Consider the following 22,682-nt stretch of genomic DNA (forward strand, 5'->3'; position numbering starts at 1 on the left):
CCGTGCCGGCTCGCCTCGGCGGGCCGGCACGGCCGTACCCCCACCCCCCGGAGGACCGCATGACCAGCAGCACCGACCGCCCCGACCTCGAGCCCACGACGGCCGAGGCCGACGAGCCGCGCCCCACCCCGGGCATCAACGACAAGGGTCGCGTCAAGCGCACCCGCGCCGGCGCCTGGTGGACCGCCCTCGTGCTCGTCGCACTGGTCTCACTGGTCTTCCTCGTGTTCATCGCGCAGAACGCCGAGTCGGTCACCATCCGCTTCCTGAGCTACGACGGCGAGCTGTCGCTGGCCGTCGCGCTGCTCCTGTCGGCCGCCGTCGGCGCGCTCGTCGTCGCGATCCCCGGCATGGTCCGGATCGCGCAGCTGCGTCGCTCGCTGCGGCGCACCGCCAAGAGCAAGCACTGAGTCACCCCCAGAGCAAGCACTGAGAAAGGGACCGTCATGACCGCAACGCACACCGTCCGTCCCGTCGCCCCGCGCACGGAACGTGGCCATCTCTCGGTCCGCCAGCTGCGGCGCACCGCGGTGCTCCTGGCGGCCGGCGCGGTCATCCTGGTCCTGGCGCTCGTCATGAAGGACGCCGGAGCGATCGTGGGTGCCCTCGACCTGGGCCGCGAGGTCTCCGTCGCCCTCGTGGTGCTCGTCGACGTCGTGGCCGCGAGCCTCATCCTGCTCGTGCCGAGCGTGGCGCGGGTCCTGATCGTCCCCCGACGTCGGCGCTGACCCGCGCCGTCCGGGCGGCGCCGACCCTGGCGCAGGTCCTGACCGGACTGCCACGATCTGAGACGCAGATCTCATGGGGTGGGCGGCCCGGGTGTGCCTCGGCTAGTGTGCGCCAGGTGAAGATCGGAGTCGTCGCCGAGTCCAGCCCCGGGGAAACCCGTGTCGCTGCCACTCCCGCGACCGTCGCACAGCTCATCAAGCTCGGGTACGAGGTGGTCGTCGAGGCCGGCGCAGGCGAGAAGTCTGCCTTCGCCGACGACGTCTTCGTCGAGGCCGGTGCATCCGTCGCCGGCGGCGACGAGGTGTGGTCCAGCCCCGTCGTGTTCAAGGTGAACGCCCCCACGACGCAGGAGATCGCCCGGCTGACGGACGGCGCGACCCTCATCAGCCTCATCGCCCCGGCGCACAACCCCGACCTGGTCGAGGCGCTCTCCAAGCGCCCCATCACGGTCCTGGCGATGGACGCGGTGCCGCGCATCTCGCGCGCCCAGTCCCTCGACGTGCTCTCCTCGATGGCCAACATCGCCGGCTACCGCGCCGTGGTCGAGGCCGCCAACGTCTTCGGCCGCTTCTTCACGGGCCAGATCACCGCTGCCGGCAAGGTCCCGCCGGCCAAGGTCCTCGTGGCCGGTGTGGGTGTGGCCGGCCTGGCCGCCATCGGCGCCGCCTCCAGCATGGGCGCCATCGTGCGCGCCACCGACCCGCGCGCCGAGGTGGCCGACCAGGTCAAGTCCCTCGGCGGCGAGTACCTCGCCGTCGACGTCGAGACGGAGCAGTCCACCGACGGCTACGCCAAGGCCACGAGCGAGGCCTACGACCGACGCGCCGCCGAGATCTACACCGAGCAGGCCGCTGACGTCGACATCATCATCACCACGGCGCTCATCCCGGGCCGCAAGGCACCGGTCCTCATCACCGCCGCCGACGTCGCCGGCATGAAGCCCGGCTCCGTCATCGTCGACATGGCCGCGGCCATGGGCGGCAACGTGGAGGGCTCGGTGGCCGGCGAGAAGGTCGTCACCGACAACGGGGTCACGATCCTCGGCTACACCGACCTCGCGGGACGCCTGCCCACGCAGGCCTCGCAGCTCTACGGCCAGAACCTGGTCAACCTGCTCAAGCTCCTGACCCCCGAGAAGGACGGTCAGCTCGTCCTCGACCTCGACGACGTCGTCCAGCGCGGCATGACGGTGGTCAAGAACGGCGAGAAGCTCTGGCCTCCGCCGCCCGTGACGGTCTCGGCCGCGCCCGCGGCTCCGCCGACCGCCGAGCTCCCGGTCCAGAAGCCCGAGAAGCCGCCGGTCACGCAGGGGCAGAAGTTCGCGCTCATCGGCGTCGGCATCCTGGCCCTGTTCCTGGTGAACGCCTACGCCCCCGAGCCCCTGCCGCAGCACTTCACCGTGCTGGTCCTGGCCATCGTCATCGGCTACTACGTGATCGGCAAGGTGCACCACGCGCTGCACACGCCGCTCATGTCGGTGACCAACGCGATCTCCGGCATCATCGTCGTCGGTGCGCTGGTGCAGATCGGCGAGCCCGACCCCAAGGCCTCGGTCCTGGTGCTGTCGGCCGTCGCGGTCCTGCTCGCGTCCATCAACATCTTCGGCGGATTCGCCGTGACCCGTCGCATGCTCGCGATGTTCTCGAAGGGCTGATCGCGCCACATGACTGCTTCCAGCATCGCCACCGCGGCGTACATCGTCGCGTCGCTCCTCTTCATCCTCAGCCTCGCCGGGCTGAGCAAGCACGAGACCGCCAAGAACGGTGTGGTCTTCGGCATCTCCGGCATGGTCATCGCCCTGCTCGCGACCATCAACCTGGCCGTGCAGAACGCCGAGGCCGTCGCGATCGTGCTGCTGCTCGTGGCGCTCGCGATCGGTGGTGCCATCGGCATCTGGCGCGCCCGCATCGTCGAGATGACCGGCATGCCCGAGCTCATCGCGCTGCTGCACTCCTTCGTGGGCCTCGCCGCCGTGCTCGTGGGCTGGAACGGCTACCTCGAGCACCAGTACTTCCCGCTCGAGTCGCTCGAGAACATCCACAACGCCGAGGTCTTCATCGGCGTCTTCATCGGTGCTGTCACCTTCACCGGCTCGATCGTGGCCAACCTGAAGCTGTCGGCCAAGATCTCGTCGGCCCCGCTCGTGCTGCCCGGCAAGAACTACATCAACGTCGGCGCGCTCGTGCTGTTCGTGATCCTCACGATCTGGTTCGTCGCGTCCCCGGCGCTCTGGCTGCTGATCCTGGTCACGATCGTCGCGCTGGCCCTCGGCTGGCACCTCGTGGCCTCCATCGGCGGCGGCGACATGCCCGTCGTCGTCTCGATGCTCAACAGCTACTCGGGCTGGGCCGCCGCTGCGGCGGGCTTCCTGCTCAACAACGACCTGCTCATCGTCACCGGCGCACTCGTCGGCTCCTCGGGTGCGTACCTCAGCTACATCATGTGCAAGGCGATGAACCGCTCGTTCATCTCCGTGATCGCCGGCGGGTTCGGCATCGCGGCGAGCGGCGGCGAGGACACCGACTACGGCGAGCACCGCGAGATCACGGCCGAGGACACCGCCGAGCTCCTCAAGAACGCCACGTCCGTCATCATCACGCCCGGCTACGGCATGGCCGTGGCCCAGGCGCAGTACCCGGTCGCCGACCTCACCAGGAAGCTGCGCGAGCGCGGCGTGGAGGTGCGCTTCGGCATCCACCCCGTCGCCGGCCGTCTGCCCGGCCACATGAACGTGCTCCTGGCCGAGGCCAAGGTGCCCTACGACATCGTCCTCGAGATGGACGAGATCAACGACGACTTCGCGTCGACGTCGGTCGTGCTCGTGATCGGCGCCAACGACACCGTGAACCCCGCCGCGTCGGAGGACCCCAGCTCGCCCATCGCGGGCATGCCGGTCCTGCACGTGTGGGAGGCCGAGAACGTGATCGTGTTCAAGCGTTCCATGGCCGCGGGCTACGCCGGCGTCCAGAACCCGCTGTTCTTCCGGGACAACTCCCAGATGCTGTTCGGCGACGCCAAGGACCGGGTCGAGGACATCCTCAAGGCACTCTGATCCGTCGAGGGCGGGAAGCAACCCCGCCTCCGACGGGTTGTACGAGAGGTGAGGCTCTCCCTTCTCGACCGGTCCAGGACGCGCTCCGGCCGTCCGGAGGGTGAGGGCCTCACAGGCTCGGTCGATCGCGCCGTCCGCGCCGAGGCGCTGGGCTACGACCGGTTCTGGGTGGCCGAGCACCACGCCGTCCCGGGCATCGCGAGTGGTGCCCCGGCGGTCCTGCTGGCCGCGGTCGGTGCTGCGACGAGCACGATCCGCATCGGCTCCGGCGGCGTCATGCTGCCCAACCACCAGCCCCTCGTGGTCGCCGAGCAGTTCCTCATGCTCGAGGCGCTCAACCCTGGCCGCGTCGACCTCGGCATCGGCCGGTCGCTCGGGTTCACCGAGCCGGTCCGCCGAGCACTGCGCCACGACGTCGACGCCCCCGACACGTTCGAGGCCGACCTCCTCGAGCTGGGGTCGCTGCTCGACGGCTCCGGCCCGGTGACCGCCCGACCCGCGGCGGGCAGCACGATCTCGGTCTCCCTGCTGGCCACGGGCGCGGGCATCTCGATCGCGGCACGCCTCGGCCTGCCGCTCGTCGTCGGGGGTCCCATGGTCTGGACCGACGACGGCGCCGCCGCACTGGCGGCCTACCGGCGCGACTTCCGTCCGGGGGCCTTCGCCGCGGAGCCGCGCGTGACCATCTCCCTCGACGTCCTGGTCGCCGACGACGACGCCGCTGCCCGCGAGCTGGCCCTCCCGGAGGTGTGGGCCATGGCGCGGTCGCGGCAGACCGGCGAGTTCCCTCCGCTCGAGCCGCCCGAGTCGATCCGGCGGCAGCCGTGGACGGACCAGGTCCGCCGCCGCGTGGAGTCCGCCCTCGACCGCTCGGTGGCAGGGTCGCCGTCGGCGGTGCGCAAGACGCTCGAGGAGCTGGCCGACCGCACGGGTGCCGACGAGCTCATGGCGTCGTCGTCGACCTACGACCGCGACGCCCTCTTCACCTCCGACGCGCTCCTCCGCGACCTCCTCCCCTGAGTGTGACGTTCGAGGGCTGAAACCGCCCGAACGACCCCGGAAACGTCACACTCAGCGGGTCAGCGGGTCAGCGGGTCAGCGGGCCTGACGCCAGGCCGCGACCGCCGCGGCCAGGGCGAGGGCCAGCACCGCGAGGGCGGTGGCAAGCGCGGCCCGGAAGCCGGCGTCGCCGCCGTGCGAGGCCGACACCAGCTGGTAGACCGTCATGAGCAGGGCAGCGCCGAGGGACGAGCCGATGCGCTGACCCGTCTGCAGGGCTCCGCCGGCGGCACCTCCCATGCGCGGAGGCACCTCCGCGAGCGTCAGCGTGATGTTGGGCGAGACCACGGCACCGCCGCCCAGCCCGGCCACGAACAGGAACGGGGCGAAGGCCCACCACAGCGACGGCGTGCTCTGCCCCGGTCCGACCGCGGCGGCGAGCGCAACGGCCGTCATCATCGAGGCGATGGCCACGACCGTCAACGGCCGGCCGACCGTGCTCACGAACCGTCCGGCGAGCGGGGACGAGATGGCCGACCCGGCGGCGAACGGCGTGAGCAGCAGACCGGCGTGCAGGGCGCTGACGTCGCGCGAGTCCTGCAGCCAGACCGAGGCCGTGAGGAAGACGCCCGTGAAGCCGGTGAAGTAGAGCGCACCGATGAGGAGCCCGCTGCTGTAGCCGGGCAGCGTGCGCAGCAGCTCGACGTCGAGCAGCGGCGCGTGGCCGAGTCGGCGGAGCCGGTGCTCCCACGCGCCGAAGGCCCAGCCGAACAGCGGGACGCCCACGAGCAGCACCAGCGGGAGGCGGGCTCCGGACTCCACGCTGACGAGCGGGTAGAGCAGGCACAGCACGGACAGGCCCAGCAGGACCGCGCCCACGACGTCGATGCGCTCGTTCTTCGCGTCGTGGTCGCGGCCGGGGACCAGCAGGGCGACGGCCACGAGCGCCACGAGTCCGATCGGCACGTTGACCAGGAAGAGCAGCCGCCAACCGTTCTCCTCGCCCGCGACCCCGATGATCGCACCGCCGAGCAGCGGTCCGGTCGCCGACGCGAGCGAGACCGTGAGGCCGAAGTAGCCGAACGCCCTGCCCCGCTCGGCCCCGGAGAAGAGCTGCTGGATGAGTCCGGAGCTCTGCGGCGTGAGGAAGCCGGCCGCGGCGCCCTGCGCCAGGCGGGCCAGCACGACGAGCTCGGCGTTGGGCGCGAAACCCACGGCGGCGCTGGAGACCACGAACGCGACGAGACCCACGACCATGAGCCGACGTCGGCCGTAGGCGTCGCCGAGCCGTCCGCCGGCGACGAGGGTCAGGCCGAACGTGAGGGCGTAGCCGGAGACGACCCACTGGACGGTCGACGCGTTGGAGTCGAGGCCCTCCTGGATCGACGGGATCGCGACGTTGACGATGGTGACGTCGAGGAGCGACATGAACCCGACCACGAGCGTGACCGCGAGGATCCGCCACCGTCGGGGGTCAGGTTTGTCGGGGTAGGGCGTCGTGTCCGGGGAAGTGTCGATCGCCTCTTCGTGCACTGCACCACTCTTGCGCGGGAGGCCAGCCCCCGCACCCGCTGAGCGTGACGAACCTGTTGGATCCAGGCCCTGAAACCAACAGAACGGTCACGCTCAGCGGGGACGGCGGGGTCAGTCGGCCACGCCGTAGAGGCGGTCGCCGGCGTCGCCGAGGCCCGGGACGATGTAGCCCAGCTCGTTGAGGTGGTCGTCGAGCCCGGCCACCACGAGGGTGACGGGGACGCCGATCTCCTCCATCTCCTTCTCGATGCGCGCGATGCCCTCGGGCGCGGCGAGGAGACAGACCGCGGTGATGTGGTCGGCGCCGCGCCTCACGAGGAACTGGATGGCTGCGGCGAGGCTGCCCCCCGTCGCGAGCATGGGGTCGAGCACGTAGCACTGGCGGCCGGAGAGGTCGTCGGGCAGGCGCTCGGCGTAGGTGTCGGCCTCGAGGGTCTCCTCGTTGCGGACCATGCCGAGGAAGCCCACCTCGGCCGTGGGGACGAGGCGCTGCATGCCCTCGAGCATGCCTAGCCCGGCGCGCAGGATCGGGACCACGAGGGGTCGCGGCTCGCTGAGCCTCACCCCGGTGGCCTCGGCCACGGGGGTGCGCACCTGGACGGGCTCGACCCGGACGTCGCGCGTGGCCTCGTACGCCAGGAGCGTCACCAGCTCGTCGGCGAGACGGCGGAACGTGGGGGAGTCCGTGCGCTCGTCGCGCAGGACAGTCAGCTTGTGGGAGACGAGGGGATGGTCGGCGACGTGTACCTGCATGCCCTGAGCCTAGTGCGATGGGAGGGCCTCAACCCTGGCGCGGCGGCCGCGACGTCTGCGACGATCAGTCCGATGAACGACGTCGACCACATGTGGCGCGCCCTGGCGCTGGCCCGCGCCGCGCAGAACGCCGGCGACGTGCCCATCGGTGCGCTGGTCGTGGCTCCCGACGGCAACATCATCGGCGAGGGCTTCAACGTGCGCGAGCGCGACGGCGACCCGACCGGTCACGCGGAGGTCGTGGCGCTGAGGGCGGCCGCCGCGCGGGTCGACGAGTGGCGTCTCGAGGGCTGCACGCTCGTCGTCACGCTGGAGCCGTGCACCATGTGTGCCGGCGCGGCCGTGGCCGCGCGGGTGGGTCGGATCGTGTTCGGCGCCTTCGACGAGAAGGCCGGCGCCGTGGGCTCTCTGTGGGACGTCGTCCGCGACCGGCGGCTCAACCACCGTCCCGACGTCCTCTCCGGCCTCCTCGCGGAGGAGAGCACGGCCCTCCTCCAGGCGTTCTTCACCCAGCGACGCTGAGCGGAGCCCCTGATGACGTGGGAGCTGCGGCGCCTGACGCGTGCCGACCTCCCCCTCCTCGCCTGCTGGCTCGCCGACCCCGACGTCCACCGGTGGTGGTTCCACGCGTTCACGCCCGAGGCGGTCGAGCGCGACTTCGGTCCGGGCGTGGACGGGCTCGAGCCGGGCGAGGACCTGCTCGTGCTGCAGGACGGCAGACCGTTCGGCCTGGTGCAGCGAGCGGTCGTGACCGACTACCCCGAGGACCTGGCGGCGTTCGAGCGCATCCTCGGTCCGGTGCACCCTGCGGCCGTCACGCTCGACTACCTCGTGGGGTCGGCCGAGGACCGGGGCCGAGGCCTCGGGCCGCAGATGCTCGATGCCGTCACGCGCCTCACGTTCACCGAGCGTCCCGACGCTCCGTACGTCCTGGTGGCCGTCGTGGCGGCCAACCGTCGGTCCTGGCGAGCGCTCGAGAAGGCTGGCTTCCGGATCGTCGGCTCGGGCGACGCGGAGCCCGACAACCCCGTCGACCTTCCGCTCCACCACGTGCTGAGGCGGGACCGCCTGCCCGGGGAATGAACCGGGCAGGGACGTGGTTCTGGTGAGTAGTTGAAACTTGAACTACTTCGTGAGAGGCTAAGACCATGAGCAGCATGCAGTTCGGCATCTTCACCGTCGGCGACCTGACGATCGACCCCACCACCGGCTCGATCCCGACCGAGAACGAGAAGCTCAAGGCGCTGGTCACGATCGCCAAGAAGGTCGAGGACATCGGCGGCGACGTCTTCGCGGTGGGTGAGCACCACGACTCCGGGTTCGTCCCGCCGTCGATCAGCACCCTGCACGCGTTCATCGCGGCTCAGACCGAACGACTCATCCTGTCGACCTCGATCGCGCACATCACCACCAACGACCCCGTCAAGCTCGCCGAGGACTACGCGACGCTGCAGCACCTGTCGGACGGCCGTGTCGACCTGGTGCTCGGCCGGGGCAACACAGCACAGGTCTATCCGTGGTTCGGCAAGGACCCGTCCAAGGGCGTCGAGCTGACGATCGAGAACTACCAGCTGCTGCGCCGCCTCTGGGACGAGGACGTCGTCGACTGGGAGGGCAAGTTCCGCACCGCGCTGCAGGGCTTCACCTCCATCCCGCGCCCGCTCGACGGCGTCTCGCCGTTCGTGTGGCACGGCTCGATCCGCACTCCTGAGGTCGCCGAGATCGCCGCGTACTACGGCGACGGGTACTTCGCCAACAACATCTTCTGGCCCAAGGAGCACTACATCCGGCTGATCAACTTCTACCGGCAGCGGTACGCGCACTACGGACACGGCACGCCCGAACAGGCCATCGTCGGCCTCGGCGGCCAGTTCTTCATGCGCAAGAACAGCCAGGACGCGATCAACGAGTTCCGCCCGTACTTCGACAACGCCCCCGTCTACGGACACGGTCCGTCGCTGGAGGACTTCCAGGCCCAGACGCCGCTCACGGTCGGCAGCCCGCAGGAGGTCATCGAGAAGACGCTGGCCTTCGCCGACTACTTCGGCGACTACCAGCGGCAGATGTTCCTCATCGACCACGCCGGTCTGCCGCTCAAGACGGTCCTCGAGCAGCTCGACCTCCTCGGTGAGATCCTGCCGACCCTGCGTGCCGAGTTCGATGCACGCCGTCCGGCCGACGTCCCCGACGCCCCCACCCATGCGGCTCGCGTGGCCGCCCGCGACGCGAAGGTGGCCGCCGAGGCCGCCGAGAAGGAAGGCGTGACCGCATGACGACCAGGGTCGTGGCCCTCTCCTCGGGCCTGAGCGAATCCTCCAGCAGCACGCTGCTCGCGGGCCGCATCACTGCGGCCCTCGGGCAGCGGCTCGGGGCCGAGGTCTCCATCGAGACCGTCGAGCTCCGTCCGCTGGCCCACGAGATCATCGACGCCTCCATCACGGGCTTCGCCGCACCGCGTCTCGCACACGTGCACGACCAGCTGCGTGAGGCCGACGCGGTCGTGGTGGTCACGCCCATCTACAAGGCGTCCTACCCGGGACTCTTCAAGGCCTTCTTCGACGCCCTCGACCAGGACCTCCTCATCGGCAAGCCGGTGCTCCTGGCGGCGACCGGCGGCACGGCGCGCCACTCGCTCGCGCTCGACTTCGCCCTCCGTCCGCTCTTCGCCTACCTGCAGACCGTCCCGGTGCCCACGGGCGTCTTCGCCTCGCCGCACGACTGGGGGAGCGAGGGCACGGGAGCGCTCACGTCGCGTGTCGAGCGTGCTGTCGACGAGCTCGTGTCGCTCCTGGCCGGAGCAGGCACGGGTCGGAGCTTCTCCGACGACATCGACCTGTTCAGCGAGACCATGCTGTCGATCTCGGACCCGCACCGACCGGAGTGACGCTCGGCTAGACCGGGGCCCACCAGAGGACCCGGGTGCCGGGCCTCGCCGGGCCGATCTCGAACGCGCCGCCGCGCTTCACGGCCCGCTCGCGCATGTTGGCGAGGCCGCTGCGGTGCGGCGCCCGCGCCGGCGGTCCCGAGCCGTCGTCGGTGCACTCGATGCTGAGACGGCCACCGGCCACGGTGACGACGACCCTCGCCGCGGATGCGCCGGCGTGGCGCACCACGTTGCTCAGGGCCTCGGTCACGACGGCCACGACGTCCTCGGCCAGAGGCCCGTCGGCCAGGGTGTCGACGGGGCCGTTGAACTCGAGACGGGCGCGGCCGGGCAGCTGCGGGTCGATGCGCTCGACGACCTCGATGATGCGCGATCGCAAGGAGTCGGCGTCCTCCGGAGTGCGCTTGAGCGAGAAGATGCTCTGCCGGATCTGGGCGATGGCGCCGTCGACCTCGTCGATCTGGGTGGACACCCTCGCGGCGAGCGCCGGGTCGAGCCGGGTGGAGATGGACTGCAGGTTGAGCCCGATCGCGAAGAGTCGCTGGATGACGTGGTCGTGGAGGTCGCGGGCGATCCGGGTGCGCTCCTCGAGGAGCTCCATGCGCTGACGGTTCTCGCGCGACTCCTCGCGCTCCATGGCCAGGCTGATGTGACCGGCGAAGGAGACCCCCATCTCGACGTCGCGGTCGGCGAAGGCCGAGGCCTCCGGGGGGCGTCCGAGGAAGAGGACGCCGTGCTCGTGGTCCGAGACCGCGAAGGGCAGCATCATGCAGGGGCCGAGGCGGCTGCTGTCGGAGAGGTCGTAGACCTCTGCGAGCGAGGCGACCGTGAGGGGATCGCCCGACTCCAGGAGGGCGAAGGCGACGGAGTCCTGGATGGAGAACCGTCGGTCCAGCGCTGCCTCGACGCCCGGGAGCGTGCCGTGCACGTGGTGGACGACGAGCTCGTCGCCCTCCACCACGAGGATGGCGATGACGCTGGCCTCGGCCAGCTCGGAGAGCCGGACCATGAGACCGGAGACGTCGTCGCCCTCGTCGTCGCGCATGAGTCGCCGGGAGGTCTCGGCCAGCGCCGTGGACCAGCGGGCCCGGTACGCGGAGTCCTCGAAGAGTCGGGCGTTCTCGATGGCGATGCCGGCCGTGGCCGCGAGCGACTGCGCGATCTCCTCGTCGTCGGCGGTGAAAGAACCGGCCCGGGAGTCGGTGAGGTAGAGGTTGCCGAAGACCTTGTCTCGCACACGGATCGGCACGCCGAGGAAGCTGTTCATGGGCGGGTGCTCGCCCGGGAACCCGCTCGAGCGCCGGTCGTCGGCGATGCGGGTGAGACGGACCGGGACCGGGTCGTCGATGAGTGCGCCGAGCAGGCCGCGTCCCTGGGGCAGGTCGCCGATGGCCTCGACGGTTCCCGGGTCCATGCCGACGTGGATGAACTGGTCGAGTCGTGTCTCGTCGCCCACCACGCCCATGGCGCCGTACCGAGCGTCGAGGAGCTCCAGCCCCAGCTCGACGATGCGACGCAGGACCATGGGCAGGTCGAGGTTGGACGTGAGGTCGTTGTTGACCCGGATCAGGTCACGGAGCCGGGAGTGGGAGCGCTGCATGGTCTCGGCCTGGTCGATGAGCTGGCTGAGCAGCGCCTCGAAGGCGAGCGTGGGCCCCGATGACGGTTCCTGCGCGACGTCGGACACAGCGGTCCCCCCCTTCCCTGGACTCACACGGTAGAGCCGCGGGGGTGCAGGGGCGAGACGCGGGCGTTCCACACCGCGGCGGTGACGTGGCGTCCGTTCCGTGGTCCGCTGCCGCGGGGGCGGTGACCTGGCGTCCGTCCGTGGGCCGTCGGACCTCCCGGACGGACGCTGAGACACCGCGGCCGGGTCGGCCACGGGGCTAGCGCGTCAGGACGACGTCGGCCAGGTGGCGCCGGGCCAGGACGCGCTGGGCGTTGGGCTCGTCGACGTCGTCGACCCAGGCCTGCGCGGCGGCGCGCTCCTTGCCGAACTTCACGTGGCGCTCGACGAGGCGGGAGCGCCGACGGTCGTCGTCGAGCTCCACGAACACGACGAGGTCTAGCGCGCTCCGGACGTCCGGCCACGGCTCGGCGTCGTCGAGCAGGTAGTTGCCCTCGGTGACGACCACCCGGTGCTCCGGCGCGACGGTGATGGCGCCGGCGAGCGGCTGCTCGAGGTCGCGCTCGAACGCGGGCGCGAGGACGTCGTGGTCCCGCTCGTCGCGGATGCGGCGCAGCAGCGCGAGGTAGCCGTGGGCGTCGAAGGTCTCGATCGCTCCCTTGCGCTCGAGCAGCGCCCGCTCCCGCAGCGCGACGTCGGCGAGGTGGAAGCCGTCCATGGGTGCCCGCACGGCAGACACCTGGCGACGCCCGAGCCGGTCGACGAGCTTCTTGGCCACCGTCGTCTTCCCGCTCCCCGGCGCGCCCACCACACCGACGAGGAGCCGGCCGGGCGCGGCGGCGACCCGCGCCGCGAGGTCGTCGGCCAGCTGGTCGAGGTCCATGGCCGCATGCTCCCACGCCCGAGAACCCCTGTCGGAGGCGTGTCGCAGGTCCGGTAGAGTTCCCGGCGGTGGCGTGTCCGAGCGGCCGAAGGTGCAACACTCGAAATGTTGTGTGGGTTCACGCCCACCGTGGGTTCAAATCCCACCGCCACCGCGTCAAGAGAACCCCTGGTCCCGACTGGAAAGACAGTCAGGGCCGGGGGTTCTTCGCGTCCGAGGGGTGCCATGAGACCTGCTCGCCGCGCCATGCGGAGTACTCGGGCCGTGGGTAGCGTCGAGGACATGACGAAGCTTGCGATCATCTACTACTCCAGCTACGGCACGATCCACTCCATGGCCACCCGCCTGGCCGAGACGGCAGAGAGCGCCGGCGCCGAGGTGCGCCTGCGCCGGGTGCGCGAGACCGCGCCCGACGACGTCGTGCAGAGCGTCGAGCCCTGGGCCGCGCACGCAGCCTCGGTGGCCGACCAGCCCGTCGCCGAGCCGGACGACCTGGACTGGGCCGACGCCGCCATCTTCGGCTCCGGCACGCGCTACGGCCACGTGACGAGCCAGCTCCAGTCCTTCATCGACACCCTCGGCCCGCTGTGGCAGGAGGGGAAGCTCGCCGACAAGGTGTACGCCGCGATCACCTCCACGTCCACGAAGCACGGTGGCCAGGAGACGACGCTCGAGGCGATGAACACGACGTTCGCGCACTTCGGCGGCATCATCGTGCCGCCCGGCTACACCGACGCGGTCAAGTTCGACGACGGCAACCCCTATGGCGTGAGCAAGACCGCCGGGAGCGACCTCGACGACTCCGACAAGGCCGCGCTCGACCACCTCGTCAACCGCGTCCTGCACGTGGCAGGAAAGCTGCGCGGCTGACGAGGACTCTGCCGGCTGATGCACGAGCCCACCCGAGCCTGTCGTGCCTGGGTGGGCTCGTCGCGTCAGGGGGCAGGTGGCAGGACCGCCATCGCGTTCGCTGCGATGGCCAGGAGCTCCTCGGCGTCGGCGCCGTCGCGGGCGCTCCCGGACATGCCGCGCATGACGGCCACGAGGAAGCTGGCCAGCTGTGCGGTGGACGTGCCCGGCGGGAGGTCGCCGTCGCTCACGCCCTGGTCGAGCCGGTCCTTGATCTGGGCCGTGACGGCTCGGCGCTGCGCCGTGAGTCGCGGCTCGGTGAGCATGAGGCAGCCCGGCGGGGTGTCGGGGGCCGTGTGGGCGCGAGCGGTGCCGTCGAGGAGGTGCGAGATCGCGTCGTGGACCCTCGGCTGCGCGGCGGCGGCCTCGACGCCCTCACAGGTGCGTCGGAAGTAGGCCTCGGAGGCCTCCTCGAAGAGGTGGTCCTTGTCGCCGAACGCGGCGTAGAGGCTGGGCGCGGTGATGCCCATGGCCCTCGTCAGCGTCGAGATCGAGGTCTCCTCGTAGCCGTTGCGCCAGAACTGCTCGACGGCGGCCGCGAGTGCGGTCTCGCGGTCGAAGCTCCGGGGTCGGCCAGCCATGGTCCGAGCATACCGTAACGGTCGCTACAGAATGTGCTACCGTCGGTCCTCCAATACGTAGTGATCGTTACAGAAAGAGGATCTCCATGAAGATCGCAGACTCCGTCGTCCTGGTGACAGGAGCCAACCGCGGCATCGGCGCCCAGTTCGTCGAGCAGCTCAAGGAGCGAGGCGCCGCCAAGATCTACGCCGCCGCGCGCGACACCAGCACGATCGAGGCGAGCGGGATCGTCGAGCCTCTCCAGCTCGACGTCACCGATGCGGCCCAGGTCCGTGCCGCGGCCGAGGCGGCCGGCGACGTCCAGGTGGTCATCAACAACGCAGGCATCTCGACCGGCACGCCGCTCGTCACCGGCGACGAGGCGACCATCCGTCGGGAGATGGAGACGAACTTCTTCGGCCCGCTCGCCATCACTCGCGCCTTCGCCCCGATCCTCGAGGCCAACGGTGGCGGCGCCTTCGTCAACGTCGTCTCGGCACTCTCGTGGTTCACCCTCCCCAGCGGAGGCGCCTACGCCGCCTCCAAGGCGGCCGCGTGGAGCCTCTCCGACAGCGCCCGGCTCGAGCTCAGGGGCCAGGGCACCCAGGTGGTGGCCGTGCACATGGGTCTCGTCGACACCGACATGACGAAGGGCTTCGACGCCCCCAAGCTTTCACCGTCGGCCCTTGCGTCCGCCGGTCTCGACGCGATCGAGAAAGGCCTCGACGAGGTCCTCGCCGACGACTGGGCGGCCTTCATCAAGAAGGGGCTCACCCTCGAGCCGGCGGCTCGCTACGAGCAGATCCTCGGTGCCCTCGGCATGGGCTGACAGCTGTCCCGACCTTTCTGTTTCAGGGGTCGAGCCGCTCCGCGATGGCTAGCCTGGAGCCGATGGCGTCCCGGCAGGGGCCGTCACCCCACAGAGACGAGAACACCGTGCGTGCACCCCGCAGCATCGCCGCAGTACTCCTCGCAGGACTCACGGCGGTCGGACTCGCCGTGGCCGGCTCGCCGGCGCAGGCTGCCACGCCGTACCACGCCAGCGTCGGCACCACCGGCCTCGAGGGGGGCAAGGTCGCGATGGGCAAGACCATCACGATCTCCGGCAAGGTGTGGGGCGGGCCGGTCAAGAACCAGAAGGTCGGCATCTACATCGACAACATCACCGCTCCGGGCGCCTTCACCCGTCGTCTCGCGGTGGCGTCGATCAACTCGGAGAACCGCTACACGTACAAGTGGAGGACCGACGACGCCGGCGTGTTCCAGCTGCGAGTCGTCAAGGGTGCCTACCAGGGTCACCAGGCCGTCAAGGTGACGTCGAGGTCGTTCTCCGTCTACCGCTGGGTCAACACGCAGCCCGACGGGAACGCCGGCGCGACGACGACGGTCGCCGGGGTGGTGCAGCCGAGCTCGGCCTACGTCCTGGCCCACGACACCTCGGTCACCCAGTACACCGGGCTCTACGCGTGCCGAGCCATCAGGCTCAAGGTCGGGGTGCGGGACGGCTCCATCGCCAACGGTGACCTGGTCTTCTACAACGCCGAGGCGGAGGGCGACATCGCCCGGACCGAGGTCGTCAAGAACGCGCCGATGCGCTCGTACACCCATGTCGGGACGACGTCCCTCGACGAGCCCAGGTTCAGGGCCGACTTCGACGTCAGCGGCTCCTCGCTCGATGCGCTCGTCCTGCGCGACGTCCAGCAGGACTGCGCCAAGCCGGTCGTGAACCAGTGGAACCCTGAGGGCGAGTCGCTCGACGAGGGTCTTCAGCTCTGGTGCGTGGGCGAGCAGCTTCTCCCGGTCGAGGACTCCCGCTGCAAGAACAAGCAGACCTGACGGAGGTCGCCGGACGGAGCTCAGGCGTCTGCGAGCCTCAGTGCTTGAACGGGTTGAGCTTCTTCCCCAGGAGGTACTGGGCGCGGTAGGGCACGGGTCGCATGGCGTGGGAGATCACCTTGTTGAGCCTGCCCGGCACGCAGACCGGACGCCCGCTGTCGGCGGCCGCCCAGGCCTCTCGGACGACCGCCTCGGGCTGCTGCCACAGCACGGACGGCAGGCGCGTGGCGGCGTCCTTGCTGCCCATCGACTCATGGAACTCGCTGTGCGTGAAACCGGGGCACAGCGCCGTCACGTGGACGCCGTGCGGCTTGAGCTCCATGTCCAGCGCCTGCGACATGTCGAGGACGTAGCTCTTGATGCCGGTGTAGAGCAGGCTCTCCCCGGGCGGTGCGAACGCGGCGAGTGACGAGACGTTGACGATCCGTCCCCAGCCGCGCTCCTTCATGCCGGGGACCACGAGGTGGGCGAGCTCCGTCACGGCCGTCACCATGACCTGGATCTCCGCGGCCAGGGACGTCCAAGCCGTGTCGGCGAACGTCTCGTTGCCTGACATGCCGGCGTTGTTCACGAGCACGTCGACCTGGAGTCCGAGCTCGGCCACGGACGCCATGACGGCCTGCGGAGCGTCGGGGTCGGCGAGGTCCGCGCCGACGACCTCGCAGCGGACACCGTGTCGGTCCGAGAGCGTCTGCGCCAGGGCGACGAGCTTTTCCCTCCTGCGCGCGACGAGCACGAGGTCGAGACCCTCAGCGGCCAGGAGGTGGGCGAATGCCTCGCCGATCCCGGCGGATGCTCCGGTGACGAGGGCGGTGCGAGGGGTCGGGCTCATGGGACGTCCTTCTGGAGGGATGCGGGTGGGACGGGGACGTGGGTGGCGAGGAAAGCGAGCTGGTCCCCGACGACGAAGTCGAACAACGGCTCGACGTAGGGGTCGAAGTGCCCGCCCTCGTAGACCCGGACCGTGGAACGCGGGATCCGGCTGGCGGCCTTCTCGGCGACCGCGCGAGGGGTGATGGCGTCGTCGGTGACCAGCTGGACGAGCGCCGGGCACCTCACGCCGGCGGCCCACCGCTGCGGCGAGTAGGCGCCGATCCGGAGGGCGATCCGCGCGGCGACCGAGGTGGGGTAGTCCTCGAGTTGGAGCCCGGACTCCTGGATCAGCCGGATCATTCCGGGGTAGGCGTCCGCTGACGTCATCATCGCGGTGCGACCGGGCAGGTCGACGCTCGCGACCTGCACGGGCGCGCGTCCGAACCACGCCCCGACCTGGTCTCGGACTGCCGGCCCGGCGAGCCTCAGGACGGCCCTCAGGCCGGTGGACCGCACGGCGGCGGGACCGCTCACGTGTGGCACCTGGGCGATGACGGCCGCCAAGGGCTCGCCCTGGCCGGCGACGGCGATGACGTGACCGCCCCCGAACGACGTCCCCCAGGCGACCACCCGGGCCGGGTCCACGCCGTCGAGCGTCCGGGTGTGGGCGATGGCCGCCCGCCAGTCCTGGTGCTGCATGGCGACGCTCAGGAGCTGGCGAGGCTCACCTTCGCTGTCGCCGAACCCGCGGTAGTCGAACGCGACGACGACGTAGCCCGCGGCCGCGAACCGCTCCGCGTAGGCGTAGAGCCGCAGCGCGCGCACCGAGCCGAAGCCGTGCGCCATGACGATGGCCGGTCGGTCCTCCTGGCCGGCGTCGGGACGGTAGACCCGGGCCGCGCAACGCGTGCCGTCGGACGCGAACCACTCCTCGGAGTGGGTGAAGCCGGGCGTGGGCGCGGTGGCCATGGAGTCTCCTGGGTCGGTCGTTCTTGTACGACGATCAAGAAGGTACCGAAGTTCTTGAACGGCGTGCAAGATAAGGTGACGTATGCCTCGGAACCGCCGACCCCGCGACCGCGAGGAGAAGTCGGCCGAGATCGTGGCGGCCGCGACCTCGCTGTTCAGCGAGGAGGGCTACGAGAAGACCTCGCTCGCGGGCATCGCCGCCGCGGCTGGCGTCACCACCAACACCATCTACTGGTACTTCCAGGACAAGGACGCCCTGTTCGTCGCAGTCCTCGACGGCCTGCTGCGCGACGGTCTCGCGGGGGTCGAGGACCTCGAGGACCGGCCGTGGGTCGAGCAGCTGCTCTGGGTGGTGGACGAGCTGCGCCGCTTCGACAAGCTGGTCACAGCAGTCCACGCGCTGGCTGCCGACTCGCCCGCCATCGACGCGTGGCACGAGGGCTTCCACGCGCTCGCGGACACGATGCTGGCCGAGATCCTGACGAGCGCCGGCGTCCCCGAGGCGCAGGTGGCGGCGAGGACCAGGCTCGGCGTCTTCGCCGTCGAGGGGTTGCTCATGCACGAGCTGCCCCGGGCGGAGCAGCGCCAGGTGCTCGAGCTGGTCGTCGAAGGGGCCCGCTGAGGCGGACGTACGCTCCGTCCGGGGTCAGGCCTTGCGGTCGGCCACGATCGCGGCGACGTTGAGTCCGGCCCACGTGAGGGTGGCACCCAGGACCTTGGCCTTGCCGGTCGTGTGGGTGGCCTCGCCGGTGAGCAGGGCGGCGTCGGTGAGGTCGAGGGCGACGCGGGCCACCATGGCGTGCTCGCGGACGCGGGGCGACGGCGCGAACAGGGCCAGAGCGCTGATCGCGAGGTCGCGCGGGCCGAACAGACGCGCCACCACGTCGTACTCCGGCTGCTTGAGCGAGCTCTTGGTCAGGGCCTTGCCGAGGTGCCGCGGCTTGGCGAGCGCGAACACGGCGTAGCCGGCGGTCGCGGTGGACATGAGGGCGCTGTAGCTCGGCTTGTTCATGACTCGACGCTACGGACCTCGGTGCGGGCCCGCACGTCCACCCCGCTCGCGGCGCTGCGCTCCGGCCCGGCCGAGGACCGCACCCCCGAAGAGGGCTGCGGTCCTGCGACCGGTCGTTCAGCGGGTCACTGGCCGAGGAACGCGAGGATCTCCGCGCCCAGCTCCTGCTGGTAGGTGCCGTAGATGCCGTGGGGCGCGCCCGGGTACGTGACGAGGCGGCCGTCCTTCACGAGATCGATCGTCTTGTTCGCCGCCGCCTCGATCGGGACGATCTGGTCGTCGTCGCCGTGAGCGATGAGGATCGGCACGTCGAGGGCCTTGAGGTCCTCGGTGAAGTCGGTCTCGGAGAAGGCCTTCACGCAGTCGTACGCCGCGGCGAGGTTCACGAGCATGCCCTGGCGCCAGAAGTCGTCCTTGGCTCCCTGCGACACCGTCGCGCCCTCGCGGTTGGCGCCGAAGAACGCCTCCGAGAGGTCCTGGTAGAACTGCGAGCGGTCCTTGAGGACGCCCTCGCGGATGCCGTTGAACGCGTCGATCGGCGTGCCTTCGGGGTTGGTCTCGGACTTGACCATGATGGGCGGCACGGCGCCGATGGTCACGACCTTCACGACGCGGCCGGCCGCGTGCTGCGCTGCGTAGCGGACGACCTCGCCGCCACCAGTGGAGTGGCCGACGACCACGAGGTCGCGGAGGTCGAGGGCCTCGACCAGCTCGGCCAGGTCCTTGGCGTAGGTGTCCATGTCGTTGCCGGTGTACGTCTTGGACGAGCGGCCATGGCCGCGGCGGTCGTGGGCGATGGCCCGGTAGCCGGCGTCGGCGAGCAGCTTCAGCTCGTACTGCCAGGCGTCGGACGACAGCGGCCATCCGTGGCTGAACAGGACGGGCTGACCCGTGCCCTGCTCGGTGTAGTAGATCTCGGTTCCGTCGGTCGTGGTGATGAAGGGCATGACCACGACATTATGGAGTCACGCCTCCATAATCAATGGTTCAGCGCGAGTCTCTTCTGGGCGCTGTCCGAAAGCGCCGGTATGACGGGGCGTTGTACGGTGCAGCCATGGCGCGCCCCCGGAAGTTCGACGAGCAGGCTCTGCTCGACGCCGCCACCGAGCTCTTCTGGTCCCAGGGCTACGACGAGACGTCCGTCGACGACGTCTCCACCGCCTCCGGCGTGGGCAACGGGAGCATCTACGCCGCGTACGGCAGCAAGCAGGGACTCTTCCTCGCGGTCTTCGAGCGCTACTGCGACCGGCGGGCCGCCTTCGTCGAGGGCGTCATGGACGCGTCGTACGACTCGGCCCGGGAGGCCGCCCGCGCCTTCTTCGACGCAATCATCGTCGACTGCTCCACCCAGCCCGGGCGGCGCGGCTGCCTCATGATCAACAGCATGGCCTCGCTGGGTCCCAAGGTCCCCGAGGTGGCAGCGGCCGGGCGACGGTCCACAGCCCGGATGGAGCAGAGCCTCACGGACCGGCTGTCCGAGGTGCTCGAGCGCTCGGGCGACGAGCTGGCCACGGTGAGCGCCAACCTCGTGCTGGTCTCGCAGGGCCTGATCCAGCTGAGCCGTCAGGGCGTCCCGCGCGAGCGGCTCGACGAGATCGCCGCGGTCTCGTTCGACGCCCTCCCCGACGCCGCCTGAGCCGGCACGTGCCGTGCCGACACCCAGCCTGACCATCACCCCGGAGCTCTCCGAGGCCCTGAGGATCCTGGAGTCCGGCGGCAGCCTGTTCCTCACGGGCAAGGCGGGCACCGGAAAGTCGACGCTGATCCGACACTTCATGGCCACGACCGACCGCCGTGTGGTGGTGGCCGCACCCACGGGCATCGCCGCGCTCAACGTCGAGGGCTACACGATCCATCGGCTCTTCAGCTTCCAGGCGACGACGAGCCTCGACGACGTGCGGACCGGCCGGTACTACCCGGGGCGGTTCGCCAAGACGCTCAAGGGTCTGCAGACGCTCATCATCGACGAGGCATCGATGGTGCGAGCCGACGTCCTCGACATGGTCGCGGCCTCGCTCGAGCGGTTCGGCCCCAAGCCCGGCACCCCCTTCGGCGGGGTCCAGGTCGTGCTCGTCGGCGACCTGCTGCAGCTGCCGCCCATCGTCGAGGACCGTCTGGCCGAGTTCTTCGCCACCCACTACGAGACGCCCTACTTCTACTCGGCACGCTGCTTCGACCGTGCCGTGTTCCCGACGATCTCGCTGACGACCGTGTTCCGCCAGGTCGGCGACGATCGGCTGACGTCGCTGCTCAACGCCGTGCGCGACGGAGTCCTGCTCGACGAGGCGCGCGAGGAGCTGAACGCCCGGGTCGACCCGGACTTCGAGCCGCCGGACGACGAGCTCTGGCTGACGCTGGCGCCGTCCAACTCCATCGTCACGGCACGCAACCGGCAACGACTGGAGCGGCTCGAGACCCCGCTCGTGGAGCACGCGTCGCTGGAGAGCGGTGACGTCTCCGGCTTCGACCCGCCCACCGACGCGGTGCTCCGGTTCAAGGTCGGTGCGCAGGTCATGATGCTCACCAACGACCCGAGCGACCGATGGGTCAACGGCACCCTTGCCCGCATCACGGCCACCCGCGTGATCGACGGGGAGCGCGAGGTCGACGTGGAGACCGACGACGGCTCGGTCTTCACCGTCCCGCCGTACACGTGGGAGGTCACGCGGCCCGTTGTGGAGGGATCGACGCTGCGACGCGAGGTGGTGGGCACCTACACCCAGCTCCCGTTCAAGCTGGCCTGGGCGATCACGATCCACAAGAGCCAGGGCCAGACGCTCGACCGCCTCGTCGTCGACCTCACGGGCGGGGTGTTCGCCACCGGACAGGTCTACGTGGCGCTCAGCCGGGCGACCTCCATGGCCGGGCTGGTGCTCAGGCGACCGGTGGAGCCGCGTCACCTGCGGACCGACCGTCGGGTCGCCCGCTTCCTGCACGCCGCCGAGGTGCGTCCGGGACCGGCCCGTCACTGCGCCCTCGGCATCTCCTTCGTGGGTGACGAAGGGACGTTCTCGCGCCCGCGTCCCGTGGAGATCGCCGTCGTCCTCGACGACGGCACGGCCCTGAGCACCCTGGTGAACCCGCAGCGCGACCTCGGCGACGCGCGCTCCGCCTACGCGATCGCGGCCGACGACGTCCTGCTCGCCCCGACCCTGCCGGAGGCGTGGGGCGTGATGTCGGCGCTGCTCGGCGGGATGATTCCCGTGGGGGTCGACGTGGACGGACAGCTCGGCAAGGTCGACTTCGAGCTCAAGCGGCTGCGGAGCGTCGTCTCGATGCCGTTCGGGGTCGACATCGGTCTGGGAGCGCTGACGCACGAGGAGCGGTCCGCCGACTCCTCGCCCAGCGCCCTCACCCGGGCGCGCGCCGCCATGAGCGCCTTCGAGCGGCTGCGCGACGAGCTGGAGCCGGGCACGTCCTTCGAGGTGGTCGACGCTCCCGGGCACCTCGGGTACCTGCTCAGTCGCGACCTCGACGTCACGGTCCCGTCGACCGACCGGCTCCCCACCCTCTCGGCGCTGGTCGAGGCGAGTGACGCGATCAGCCGGCTGCTGCTCGGCTCGGGCCCTGTCGACGCGCAGGGACCCTCCCTCGGGGCGGGGAGCGTGGCCGCCGCCGCCGTCACGAGCCGCCTGGCCGACGTGGCCACCAAGGCTTCGAGCCTCTCGCCGCAGCTCGTGGAGCGGATGCGCGCCGTGGAGCAGCACCTCGGCACGACGTTCGTCGACGACGTGCTGGCGGCGGTGGCCGCGACGAGCCCACCGCCGGGGGAGGTGCTCGTGCCCGGCGCGCGGGTGTGCTTCACCGGCACCGCCGTCTCGCCGTCGGGTCGTTCCTACACGAGCGAGCAGATGATGCCGTTGGCCGAGCAGCACGGCCTGGCAGCGGTCAAGAGCGTCACCAAGACACGCTGCGACGTCCTCGTCGTGGCCGAGGTCGGGACGCAGTCGGGCAAGGCGCGCAAGGCCCGCGACTACGGCAAGCCGGTGATCTCGGCCGACGAGTTCTTCGCCTGGGCCGAGATCAGCTAGCCGCCCCCGACGAACGATGAGGGGTTTCGGTCGTCCCAGCGACCCGAAGCCCTCATCGTGGGTCTCGGGGGGACGGACGATGAGGGGTTGT

Annotated in this window: 24 protein-coding genes and 1 tRNA gene; 16 read left to right on the top strand and 9 right to left on the bottom strand. The window is 70.6% G+C overall.

Features of this window, described 5'->3' with window-relative positions; all coding sequences use genetic code 11:
• From ASD11_RS17050 to ASD11_RS17070, 5 genes are all read left to right on the top strand, one after another.
• On the top strand, positions 1 to 410 hold a 410-nt coding region (locus ASD11_RS17050), incomplete at its 5' end, for a lipopolysaccharide assembly protein LapA domain-containing protein (protein ID WP_235503393.1).
• Positions 411 to 446: 36 nt separating this feature from the next.
• Positions 447 to 728: a hypothetical protein gene (locus tag ASD11_RS17055; RefSeq protein WP_056290519.1), complete on the top strand. Its 282-nt coding sequence runs from the start codon at positions 447 to 449 to the stop codon at positions 726 to 728.
• 116 nt (positions 729 to 844) lie between these two features.
• Positions 845 to 2,383 carry a Re/Si-specific NAD(P)(+) transhydrogenase subunit alpha gene (locus tag ASD11_RS17060; protein WP_056290522.1) on the top strand — a complete coding sequence of 513 codons (1,539 nt, stop codon included), beginning with the start codon at positions 845 to 847 and terminating at the stop codon, positions 2,381 to 2,383.
• 9 nt (positions 2,384 to 2,392) lie between these two features.
• Positions 2,393 to 3,781, top strand: coding sequence for a Re/Si-specific NAD(P)(+) transhydrogenase subunit beta (gene pntB / locus ASD11_RS17065; protein WP_056290525.1), 1,389 nt, complete (start codon positions 2,393 to 2,395; stop codon positions 3,779 to 3,781).
• A gap of 48 nt (positions 3,782 to 3,829) precedes the next feature.
• On the top strand, positions 3,830 to 4,801 hold the full coding sequence (locus ASD11_RS17070; RefSeq protein ID WP_056290527.1) for an MsnO8 family LLM class oxidoreductase: 972 nt from the start codon (positions 3,830 to 3,832) through the stop codon (positions 4,799 to 4,801).
• A 75-nt stretch (positions 4,802 to 4,876) separates the two neighbouring features.
• Here ASD11_RS17070 and ASD11_RS17075 read toward each other — a convergent pair whose 3' ends face one another.
• Complete coding sequence (locus ASD11_RS17075) at positions 4,877 to 6,313, bottom strand: MFS transporter (protein ID WP_235503394.1); 1,437 nt, start codon at positions 6,311 to 6,313, stop codon at positions 4,877 to 4,879.
• A gap of 111 nt (positions 6,314 to 6,424) precedes the next feature.
• A complete protein-coding gene (upp, locus tag ASD11_RS17080; protein ID WP_056290532.1) occupies positions 6,425 to 7,066 on the bottom strand; it encodes a uracil phosphoribosyltransferase in 642 nt (213 codons plus the stop codon).
• A gap of 72 nt (positions 7,067 to 7,138) precedes the next feature.
• Here upp and tadA point away from each other — a divergent pair, with 72 nt between their 5' ends.
• The 4 genes from tadA (at position 7,139) to ASD11_RS17100 (ending at position 9,950) form a co-directional block, all read left to right on the top strand.
• Positions 7,139 to 7,588: a tRNA adenosine(34) deaminase TadA gene (tadA, locus tag ASD11_RS17085; protein ID WP_235503395.1), complete on the top strand. Its 450-nt coding sequence runs from the start codon at positions 7,139 to 7,141 to the stop codon at positions 7,586 to 7,588.
• A gap of 12 nt (positions 7,589 to 7,600) precedes the next feature.
• Positions 7,601 to 8,149 (top strand): GNAT family N-acetyltransferase, encoded by a 549-nt coding sequence (locus ASD11_RS17090; RefSeq protein ID WP_200940206.1) that lies wholly within the window; start codon positions 7,601 to 7,603, stop codon positions 8,147 to 8,149.
• A 74-nt stretch (positions 8,150 to 8,223) separates the two neighbouring features.
• Complete coding sequence (locus ASD11_RS17095; RefSeq protein WP_056290537.1) at positions 8,224 to 9,339, top strand: LLM class flavin-dependent oxidoreductase; 1,116 nt, start codon at positions 8,224 to 8,226, stop codon at positions 9,337 to 9,339.
• The gene (locus tag ASD11_RS17100; protein WP_056290540.1) at positions 9,336 to 9,950 is read left to right on the top strand and encodes a CE1759 family FMN reductase; all 615 of its coding nucleotides are present in this window, start codon (positions 9,336 to 9,338) and stop codon (positions 9,948 to 9,950) included. Before ASD11_RS17095 ends, ASD11_RS17100 begins: the two co-directional genes overlap by 4 nt.
• Before the next feature lie 7 nt (positions 9,951 to 9,957).
• Here ASD11_RS17100 and ASD11_RS17105 read toward each other — a convergent pair whose 3' ends face one another.
• Positions 9,958 to 11,637, bottom strand: a complete 1,680-nt coding sequence (locus ASD11_RS17105; RefSeq protein WP_056290543.1) for a sensor histidine kinase — start codon at positions 11,635 to 11,637, stop codon at positions 9,958 to 9,960.
• 199 nt (positions 11,638 to 11,836) lie between these two features.
• Positions 11,837 to 12,460, bottom strand: coding sequence for a nucleoside/nucleotide kinase family protein (locus tag ASD11_RS17110; RefSeq protein ID WP_056290546.1), 624 nt, complete (start codon positions 12,458 to 12,460; stop codon positions 11,837 to 11,839).
• 67 nt (positions 12,461 to 12,527) lie between these two features.
• Between ASD11_RS17110 and ASD11_RS17115 the strand changes: the two genes are divergently transcribed.
• Together ASD11_RS17115 and wrbA are read left to right on the top strand one after the other, a co-directional pair.
• Positions 12,528 to 12,614, top strand: a tRNA-Ser gene (locus ASD11_RS17115).
• A 128-nt stretch (positions 12,615 to 12,742) separates the two neighbouring features.
• Entirely contained in the window at positions 12,743 to 13,330 is a 588-nt protein-coding gene (wrbA, locus tag ASD11_RS17120; protein WP_056290548.1) for an NAD(P)H:quinone oxidoreductase, read from the top strand.
• Positions 13,331 to 13,395: 65 nt separating this feature from the next.
• Here wrbA and ASD11_RS17125 read toward each other — a convergent pair whose 3' ends face one another.
• Positions 13,396 to 13,950 carry a TetR/AcrR family transcriptional regulator gene (locus tag ASD11_RS17125; protein WP_056290550.1) on the bottom strand — a complete coding sequence of 185 codons (555 nt, stop codon included), beginning with the start codon at positions 13,948 to 13,950 and terminating at the stop codon, positions 13,396 to 13,398.
• Between the two features lie 86 nt (positions 13,951 to 14,036).
• Here ASD11_RS17125 and ASD11_RS17130 point away from each other — a divergent pair, with 86 nt between their 5' ends.
• Positions 14,037 to 14,759 carry an SDR family oxidoreductase gene (locus ASD11_RS17130; protein WP_056290552.1) on the top strand — a complete coding sequence of 241 codons (723 nt, stop codon included), beginning with the start codon at positions 14,037 to 14,039 and terminating at the stop codon, positions 14,757 to 14,759.
• Positions 14,760 to 14,866: 107 nt separating this feature from the next.
• Complete coding sequence (locus ASD11_RS17135) at positions 14,867 to 15,766, top strand: hypothetical protein (RefSeq protein ID WP_056290555.1); 900 nt, start codon at positions 14,867 to 14,869, stop codon at positions 15,764 to 15,766.
• A gap of 37 nt (positions 15,767 to 15,803) precedes the next feature.
• Here ASD11_RS17135 and ASD11_RS17140 read toward each other — a convergent pair whose 3' ends face one another.
• Complete coding sequence (locus ASD11_RS17140) at positions 15,804 to 16,598, bottom strand: SDR family NAD(P)-dependent oxidoreductase (RefSeq protein ID WP_056290558.1); 795 nt, start codon at positions 16,596 to 16,598, stop codon at positions 15,804 to 15,806.
• Complete coding sequence (locus tag ASD11_RS17145; protein WP_442854202.1) at positions 16,595 to 17,617, bottom strand: alpha/beta hydrolase; 1,023 nt, start codon at positions 17,615 to 17,617, stop codon at positions 16,595 to 16,597. Before ASD11_RS17145 ends, ASD11_RS17140 begins: the two co-directional genes overlap by 4 nt.
• 13 nt (positions 17,618 to 17,630) lie before the next feature.
• Between ASD11_RS17145 and ASD11_RS17150 the strand changes: the two genes are divergently transcribed.
• A complete protein-coding gene (locus tag ASD11_RS17150; RefSeq protein WP_056290563.1) occupies positions 17,631 to 18,170 on the top strand; it encodes a TetR/AcrR family transcriptional regulator in 540 nt (179 codons plus the stop codon).
• Positions 18,171 to 18,194: 24 nt separating this feature from the next.
• Here the strand turns inward: ASD11_RS17150 and ASD11_RS17155 are convergent, their stop codons facing one another.
• Together ASD11_RS17155 and ASD11_RS17160 are read right to left on the bottom strand one after the other, a co-directional pair.
• Positions 18,195 to 18,560, bottom strand: a complete 366-nt coding sequence (locus ASD11_RS17155) for a hypothetical protein (protein WP_056290566.1) — start codon at positions 18,558 to 18,560, stop codon at positions 18,195 to 18,197.
• 125 nt (positions 18,561 to 18,685) lie between these two features.
• On the bottom strand, positions 18,686 to 19,507 hold the full coding sequence (locus tag ASD11_RS17160; protein WP_056290782.1) for an alpha/beta fold hydrolase: 822 nt from the start codon (positions 19,505 to 19,507) through the stop codon (positions 18,686 to 18,688).
• A gap of 107 nt (positions 19,508 to 19,614) precedes the next feature.
• Between ASD11_RS17160 and ASD11_RS17165 the strand changes: the two genes are divergently transcribed.
• Together ASD11_RS17165 and ASD11_RS17170 are read left to right on the top strand one after the other, a co-directional pair.
• Positions 19,615 to 20,196 carry a TetR/AcrR family transcriptional regulator gene (locus tag ASD11_RS17165; protein WP_056290570.1) on the top strand — a complete coding sequence of 194 codons (582 nt, stop codon included), beginning with the start codon at positions 19,615 to 19,617 and terminating at the stop codon, positions 20,194 to 20,196.
• 13 nt (positions 20,197 to 20,209) lie between these two features.
• Positions 20,210 to 22,591: an AAA family ATPase gene (locus tag ASD11_RS17170; protein ID WP_200940207.1), complete on the top strand. Its 2,382-nt coding sequence runs from the start codon at positions 20,210 to 20,212 to the stop codon at positions 22,589 to 22,591.
• Positions 22,592 to 22,682: the final 91 nt, after the last annotated feature.

Origin of the sequence: Aeromicrobium sp. Root495, assembly GCF_001426755.1 — a bacterium.
In the GTDB taxonomy this organism is placed as follows: domain Bacteria; phylum Actinomycetota; class Actinomycetes; order Propionibacteriales; family Nocardioidaceae; genus Aeromicrobium.

Coding starts and splice junctions, on each gene's coding strand:
- upp (WP_056290532.1), bottom strand. CDS start 7,066: ATGCAGGTACACGTCGCCGACCATCCCCTCGTCTCCCACAAGCTGACT.
- ASD11_RS17125 (WP_056290550.1), bottom strand. CDS start 13,950: ATGGCTGGCCGACCCCGGAGCTTCGACCGCGAGACCGCACTCGCGGCC.
- ASD11_RS17090 (WP_200940206.1), top strand. CDS start 7,601: ATGACGTGGGAGCTGCGGCGCCTGACGCGTGCCGACCTCCCCCTCCTC.
- ASD11_RS17160 (WP_056290782.1), bottom strand. CDS start 19,507: ATGCCCTTCATCACCACGACCGACGGAACCGAGATCTACTACACCGAG.
- ASD11_RS17130 (WP_056290552.1), top strand. CDS start 14,037: ATGAAGATCGCAGACTCCGTCGTCCTGGTGACAGGAGCCAACCGCGGC.
- tadA (WP_235503395.1), top strand. CDS start 7,139: ATGAACGACGTCGACCACATGTGGCGCGCCCTGGCGCTGGCCCGCGCC.
- ASD11_RS17165 (WP_056290570.1), top strand. CDS start 19,615: ATGGCGCGCCCCCGGAAGTTCGACGAGCAGGCTCTGCTCGACGCCGCC.
- ASD11_RS17155 (WP_056290566.1), bottom strand. CDS start 18,560: ATGAACAAGCCGAGCTACAGCGCCCTCATGTCCACCGCGACCGCCGGC.
- ASD11_RS17055 (WP_056290519.1), top strand. CDS start 447: ATGACCGCAACGCACACCGTCCGTCCCGTCGCCCCGCGCACGGAACGT.
- ASD11_RS17150 (WP_056290563.1), top strand. CDS start 17,631: ATGCCTCGGAACCGCCGACCCCGCGACCGCGAGGAGAAGTCGGCCGAG.
- wrbA (WP_056290548.1), top strand. CDS start 12,743: ATGACGAAGCTTGCGATCATCTACTACTCCAGCTACGGCACGATCCAC.
- ASD11_RS17110 (WP_056290546.1), bottom strand. CDS start 12,460: ATGGACCTCGACCAGCTGGCCGACGACCTCGCGGCGCGGGTCGCCGCC.
- ASD11_RS17095 (WP_056290537.1), top strand. CDS start 8,224: ATGCAGTTCGGCATCTTCACCGTCGGCGACCTGACGATCGACCCCACC.
- pntB (WP_056290525.1), top strand. CDS start 2,393: ATGACTGCTTCCAGCATCGCCACCGCGGCGTACATCGTCGCGTCGCTC.
- ASD11_RS17140 (WP_056290558.1), bottom strand. CDS start 16,598: ATGAGCCCGACCCCTCGCACCGCCCTCGTCACCGGAGCATCCGCCGGG.
- ASD11_RS17100 (WP_056290540.1), top strand. CDS start 9,336: ATGACGACCAGGGTCGTGGCCCTCTCCTCGGGCCTGAGCGAATCCTCC.